The 6,665-nt window shown below is 77.1% G+C and carries 5 protein-coding genes and 1 pseudogene; all 6 read left to right on the forward strand.

Annotation, left to right across the window (positions count from 1 at the left end):
• A partial coding sequence (locus ABD317_RS32070; RefSeq protein ID WP_344294588.1) for an SDR family NAD(P)-dependent oxidoreductase occupies positions 1-2,273 on the forward strand: 2,273 nt, incomplete at its 5' end.
• On the forward strand, positions 2,270-3,199 hold the full coding sequence (locus ABD317_RS32075; protein WP_344294590.1) for a 3-oxoacyl-[acyl-carrier-protein] synthase III C-terminal domain-containing protein: 930 nt from the start codon (positions 2,270-2,272) through the stop codon (positions 3,197-3,199). The genes ABD317_RS32070 and ABD317_RS32075, both read left to right, overlap by 4 nt.
• Before the next feature lie 65 nt (positions 3,200-3,264).
• The gene (locus ABD317_RS32080; protein WP_344294592.1) at positions 3,265-4,659 is read left to right on the forward strand and encodes a preATP grasp domain-containing protein; all 1,395 of its coding nucleotides are present in this window, start codon (positions 3,265-3,267) and stop codon (positions 4,657-4,659) included.
• The gene (locus tag ABD317_RS32085; protein WP_344294594.1) at positions 4,656-5,942 is read left to right on the forward strand and encodes a type III PLP-dependent enzyme; all 1,287 of its coding nucleotides are present in this window, start codon (positions 4,656-4,658) and stop codon (positions 5,940-5,942) included. The genes ABD317_RS32080 and ABD317_RS32085 overlap by 4 nt, the downstream gene beginning before the upstream one ends.
• A 60-nt stretch (positions 5,943-6,002) precedes the next feature.
• A complete protein-coding gene (locus tag ABD317_RS32090; protein WP_027752019.1) occupies positions 6,003-6,284 on the forward strand; it encodes a phosphopantetheine-binding protein in 282 nt (93 codons plus the stop codon).
• A gap of 3 nt (positions 6,285-6,287) precedes the next feature.
• A pseudogene (locus ABD317_RS32095) lies at positions 6,288-6,665 on the forward strand (hypothetical protein); the annotation flags it as partial.

The following is a 6,665-nucleotide window of genomic DNA, read 5'->3' on the forward strand; positions in this document are numbered from 1 at the left end:
CCGGCGGCGCGGCGGGTCCCGCGGCCCGCACGGCGCCCGTCGCCGCGGGCGGGGACGCCGTTCTGCCCGCCGCCGCCCTGGAGCTGCACGAGCTGGCGTTCAGCGCCGCGCACCTGCTCGCCGACGCCCTCGACGCCCGCGGGTCCTTCGCCGCGCTCGTCCTCGACCCCGGCGTCCCCGCGCCCGCGCCCGCCACCGGGCTCTTCACCGGCCTCGTCCGGGCCCTCGCCGCCGACCTGCCCGGCGGGCTCGTCTACGCGGTCGTGGCCGACGCCGGCGACTTCGCCGGCGGGCTCGACCTGCTGGCCCGGGAGTCCGCCGTGGACCGGCACCTCGCCGTCGCCCACCACCGCCGCGGCGTACGCGCCGAACCCGTGCTCACCCCCGCCGCCCCGGACGACCACCGGCCGCCCGTCCCGCTGCCCCGGGCCCCCGTCGTCGTCGCGACCGGCGGCGGACGGGGCATCACCGCCGAACTCGTCGACCAGCTCGCCGGGCTGACCCGCCCCGCCGCGATCTGGCTCCTCGGCTCCGGACCCGCACCCGGCGCCGGCCCCGACGACGCCCCCGCCGCCGCGGCGCTGCCCGCCGTCCGGCACGCCGCCCTGCGGCGGCTGCTGGCGGAGCACCCCGGCGCCAAACTCGCCGAGCTGAACCGGCGCTACGACCGCGCGCTGCAGGACGCCGAGCGGGCCCGCACCCTCGGCCGGCTCGCCGCCCGCTACGGCGCCGACCGCGTGCACTACCGGCGGTGCGACGTGCTCGACCCGGCCGCGCTGCGGGCCGTCGCCGCCGAGGCCGCCGCGCCCGGCGGCATCGACGTCGTCGTGCACGGCGCCGGCGTCGAGCGGGCCACCGCGCTGCGCCGCAAGACGCCGGCGGAGTTCCGCGCCGTACGGGACGTGAAGGTGCGCGGCTGGCTGGGCCTCCGCGCCGCGTTCGCCGCCCACGACCCCGCACTGTGGGTGGCGATCAGCTCGGTCACCACCGTCGTGGCACGCCCCGGCGAGGCCGACTACATCTCCGCCAACGAGTTCCTCACCCACGCCGCCGCCCACGCGCGCGCCGCGGCCGGCGCCGACGTGCACGCCCCCGTCTCCGGGCTGTGGACCGAGAGCGGGATGGTGACGCACACCCAGGTCCGGGACGCCTACCTCGCCCGCGAGGACAACTTCACCCACCTCGACGACGCCCTCGGCCGCCGCTACTTCCGCACCGAGCTGCTGCACCGCCGCCGCGACCCGCTGACCTCGGTGTGGCTCGGCGAGACCGAGTGGCGCATGCTCGGTGCCACGGCCCCGGAGCTGCGCGCCGCCGGGGCCCGGCAGCCCGCCCCCGCGGGCGCGTTCGTCCGCGGGCCGGGAGCGCCCGCCGAGGGCGGCGGCACCGTCTGGGAGGTGCGGCTGGGCCTGGACGACCACGGCTACGTGCGCGACCACCGGGTCGACGAACGGCCCACGCTGCCCGGCACGTTCCTCATGGAGATCGCCGCCGAGGCCGCCGCCGCGGTGGGGGAGGGGCGGCCGGTCGCGGTCCTCGACGCCGTGTTCTCGCGGTTCGTGCGTGCGGCGGACGAGCAGTGGCCGCGGCGGCTCCTGGTCACCGTGCACGCGGCGGAGCCCGGCCGGGTCGCGGTGGTGATCGCCGGCCCGCCGCGGGGCCCGGTCCCGGCGCTGGAGCACTGCCGGATGACGGTGCTCCTCGACGGTTCGTACGGCCCCCGGTCCGCCGAAGCCGGGTCCGGAGCCGACGCCGGAGCCGACACCGGACCCGAGGCCGCAGCCGGCCCGGACGCGGGCACCCCCGCCCGGGACGCCTACGCGCTCCCCGGCTCCCCGGTCCGGCTCGGCGGGATGTTCGACTCGCTCCGCGAGCTGCGCACGCACCCCGCCGGAGGCTCGGCCCGGCTGCACCTGCCGCCGCCCGGACAGCTCGGTCCCGTACGCGACTTCCTCCTCCCCGCGCTGGCCGTGGACAGCCTGCTGCGGTCGACCGCCGCCACCGCCGGGGACGGCGACGACGCGCCCGTCCCGGTGCCCGTCCGCATCGACCGGCTCGACCTCCACGCCCCCGGCAACGACGCCGTGCTCGCCGAGGCCCCCGCACCGGTGGACTTGCGCCACCGGGCCGCGCCCGACGGGACGGTGTCCCGCTGCGCGGCGGTCGGCGCCGGCGGCCGGGCCCTGTTCACGGTCACCGGCCTGACCACCCGCGACAAACGGACTGCGGCGCAGTTCGCCGCCCGTACCGCCGCCGGAAGGAGCGCGACGTGACCGCGCTGTACGACGTCGCCGCCCACGTCGCGCCCGTGCCGGTGGCCATCGCCGACCTCGCCCCCCGCCTCGGCGTCGGCGACCGCGACCTCGCCCTGTTCCACCGCTACTTCGGGCTCCGCGACGTCCGTATGGCGCCCGGCGCCGGACTGCGCGAGCTGACCGTGGCCGCCGGCCGGGAGCTGACCGCCCTCAGGGGCAACGAGCACCGCGTCGCCTACGTCGTCAGCGCCCGCACCATCCCCATCGGCTCGCGTGCCTCGCGGAACCCCGTGCACGACGCGGCCGACGAACTCGGCCTCGGGCACGCCGCCGTGTTCACCGTCACCCAGCAGGCGTGCTCCTCCGGGCTCGCCGCCGTGGACCTGGCCGGGCGGCTCCTCGCCGAGGACGGCGACCCCGACACGCTGGCGCTCGTCGTCGCCGGGGAGAAGGCCGACTGGCCCACCGCCCAGCTCATCCCCGGCACCACCGTGATGGGCGAGTCGTCGGCCGCCTGCCTGGTGTCCGCCGGCGGCGGCGACGACGTGCTGCGCAGCTACGTCACCCGCACGTACGGCGAGTACCACGACGTGAAGCTCCCGCCGCCGCGCGGCGAGGAGTTCGAGCGGCGGTACGCGGAGCGGCTGACGGCCGTGATCCGCGAGGCGACGGCCGCCGCCGGGATCGGCACCGAGGACCTGGCGTGGATCCTGCCGCACAACGTCAACCGCATCTCCTGGGCGAAGGCCGCGCAGCTGCTGGACGTCCCGCGCTCGCGCATCTGCCTCGACAACGTCGCCGCGCTCGGGCACTGCTTCGGCGCCGACTCCTTCATCAACTACGTGACCCTGCGCGACGCCGGCCGGCTGCGCAGGGGCGACTGCTACCTGATGGCCGCGGTGGGGCTCGGCGCCACCTTCGCGGCCGCGGTGTTCCGCCACTGACGCCGGGCGCCCGCGCACACCACCGCCACGAACGCCAGGAGAAACGCCAGAAGAAGGGGGACCACATGACCGGCAGCCCGCCCGCCGGGGACTTCATGAGCGGAGTCCGGCGCGCCTGCACCGGCGACCCGGGGACGCCGCTCGTGCTGCTCGGCAACATCGAGGTCGAGCGCGACTGGGCGCGCGGCGAGCCCGGCGTGCCTGCCGTCGGGGACGACGCGCCCTCCGCGGTCGTCGCGCGCATGGACGAGTTCGCGCTGCTGCTCGGCGGCGCGGACGACCACGTGGTCCTCAAGTCCGCGCCCGACCCCGGCTATCTCGACTACCTGCGCGGCCTCGGCCTCGACCTGCCGCACGTGCAGGTCACCGACCGCTGCCGGCCCGCCGTCCCGGTCACGGCGGAGGCGCTGGACTCGCCCGCGCTGCTCGCCCGGCTGCGCCCGCTCGGCGCCGCCGGCGTGCGGCTGCTGCCGCACGGGATCTCCGCCGCCGAGGAGGAGCTGTGCCGGCGGGCCGGGCTCGCCCCGGCGCTGCCGCCCGCGGCGCTCGCGAAGCGGGTCAACAGCAAGGTCTACAGCCGCCGCGTCACCGCCGAGCTGGGGGTGCCGCTGGCCGAGGGCTGGGAGTGCGAGTCGGTAGCGGAGTTCGAAGCGGTCGTGGAGAAGGCCGCGGCCCGGATCGCGGACGGCGCCGTCGTCGGCGTGAAGGACGCGTACGGCGTCTCCGGCAAGGGCATCGTGGTCGCCGACCGCGCGCGGCGGCTGGAGCAGCTCGTGCGGATGGTGCGGCGGCGCGCCGAACGTACCGGGGACGACCGGCTCGCCGTGGTCGTCGAGGTGTGGGCCGACAAGTCCGCCGACCTCAACTACCACCTCACCGTGGGCCGGGACGGCTCGGTGCGCTTCGACTTCGTCAAGGAGGCGCTGACCGCCGGCGGCGTCCACAAGGGCCACCGCTTCCCGGCGCGGCTCACCCCGGGGCAGCTCGCGGCCGTCGAGGACACCGCGCGGCTCCTCGGCCGGCGGCTGGCCGCCGACGGCTACCACGGGCCGGTGGGCGTCGACGCCCTGGTACGGGCCGACGGCTCGCTGCTGCCCGTGCTGGAGATCAATGCCCGCAACAACATGTCCACGTACCAGACCCGGCTACAGGAGCGCTGCGTGCCGGCCGGCGCGGTCGTCGTCGCCCGCCAGTACGACGTGCGGCTGCCCGCCCCCGTCCCGTTCGGCCGGCTCGCCGCCGCCCTCGGCCCGCTGCTGTTCGACCGCGCCGCCGGCCGGGGCGCGCTCCCCGACAGCCACGCGACCGTGAACGCCGCCTTCACCGGCCCCGCGGCGCCCCCCGCCGCCCCCGCGGACGGCCGCTTCCACTTCTTGCTCGTCGCCCCCGGCCAGGCGGCGGCGGACGCCCTGGACGCCGAAGTGGCCGCGCGCCTGACCGAGTTCGGAGACGTACGATGACCGCAGACCCGCCCGCCGCCCACTGCCAGGGCCTCGCGCTCACCGACCTGGCCGCCGAGTTCGGCACCCCGCTGTACCTCTACGACGCCGACCGGCTGCGCGCGCAGTACACCGGCCTGCGGGAGCGGCTGCACCCCGCGCTGCGCCTGTTCTACTCCCTCAAGGCCAACCCCAACGTCGCCGTGACCCGCACCCTGCGCGAGCTGGGCGCCGGTCTCGAACTGTCGTCGCTGGCCGAGCTGGCCACCGCGCAGCGCGCCGGCGCCACCGGGGACGAGATGCTGTTCCTCGGCCCCGGCAAGAGCCGCGACGAGATCGACGCCTGCCTGAAGGCCGGCGCCCTGCTGATCGCCGAGTCGCTGCCCGAGCTGGCCGACATCGACGAGGCGGCCCGGCACCGCGGCGGCACCGCCGAGGTGCTGCTGCGCGTCAACCCGGCCTTCGCGCTGAAGGGCGGCGGGCTGACGATGGGCGGCAAGCCGCGGCAGTTCGGCATCGACGAGGAGGTCCTCGACGCGCTCGACCCGGCCGGCCTGCGGCGGTACGGCAACGTGCGGGTGACGGGCGTGCACGCGTACATGGGCACCCGCATCCTCGCCGCCGCCGCGATCGTGGAGAACACCCGGCGCATCCTCGACCTCGCCGCACGGCTCGCCGGGCGGCTCGGGTTCGAGCTGGGCACGGTCGACGTCGGGGGCGGGCTGGGCGTGGCCTACCACGCCGCCGAGAGCGACCTCGACGCCGACGAGCTGACCGCGGGCCTCAACCCCGTCGTCGCCGGCTTCCACGCCGCGCACCCCGGCACCCGGCTGGTGATGGAGCTGGGCCGCTACCTCGCCGCGCCCGCCGGCACGTACCTCACCCGGGTCCGCTACACCAAGGAGTCGCGCGGCGAGCGCTTCGCCGTGTGCGACGGCGGCACCAACCACCACATGGCCGCCGTCGGCATCGGCTCGCCCTTCCGCCGCAACTTCCCAATGCACCGGGTCGGCGGCGGCGGACCGCTCGTCCCCTGGAACGTCACCGGGCCGCTGTGCACCCCCAACGACACCCTCGGCAAGGCCGTCGACCTGCCCGCGGACCTGGGGCCCGGCGACCTCGTCGCCGTCGCCCGCTCCGGCGCGTACGGGCCGAGCGCCTCGCCCGTGCTGTTCCTCAGCCACGGCCACCCCGCCGAGGTGCTGGTCCGGGACGGCCGCGCCCACCTGGTGCGGCGCCGCGACACCGTCGACGACCTGCTGGAGCGGCAGTCGGACGTCGGGCCCGCCGCCCCGGCCCCGTAGCCCCGACCCGCCGCTCCCGCCCGCACCGCCCGCACCACCGTTCCGCACAGGAGGCAGAGCATGACCACGCACGTCGACGAGGCCCGGAACGACCTTCAGGCCAAGGTCATCAGGTCGCTGGAGGTCGTGCTGCGCAAGGACCTCGCCGAGGCCACCGCGCAGACGAAGCTCTTCGAGGAGCTGGGCCTGGACTCCACCAGCGTCCTCGAACTGCTCATGACGCTGGAGGACGACCACGGCATCGAGATCGACCCCGAGACCCTGGAGCCCGAGCACCTGGAGACGGTCGGCGCGGTGTGCGCGTTCATCGAGGTGTCCGCCGCCTCCGGCGCGGCGGGCTAGCCGATGGCACCGCCCGTCAGGCTGGAACGGCTCACCGCCGTCGGCCCGCCGCCGGCCGGCCACGGCGGCACCACGGCCGCGGACCTGGAGGAGTACGCCCGCGACCTGGAGACGGTCTACGGACCGCTGCCCGACCGCACCTGGCTGGAGCGCGGCGAACGCGTCTCGTACGCGGACCTCGTGACCGCCGTCGCCGGCGTGCTCGGCGGCCCGGACAGCGGCGTGGACCTGCTGTTCACCGTCACCCCGGTGCCGGACTGCCAGGCCCGGGTGCTGCCCGGCTGTCTGCTGGCCGAGCTGCTGGGCGGCCGGCCGCAGGTGGCCGGCGTCAACGACCAGGGCGCGGCCGGGGCGTTCACCGCCCTGCGGCTGGCGCGCGGC

This window comes from Streptomyces synnematoformans, assembly GCF_039531005.1.
In the GTDB taxonomy this organism is placed as follows: domain Bacteria; phylum Actinomycetota; class Actinomycetes; order Streptomycetales; family Streptomycetaceae; genus Streptomyces; species Streptomyces synnematoformans.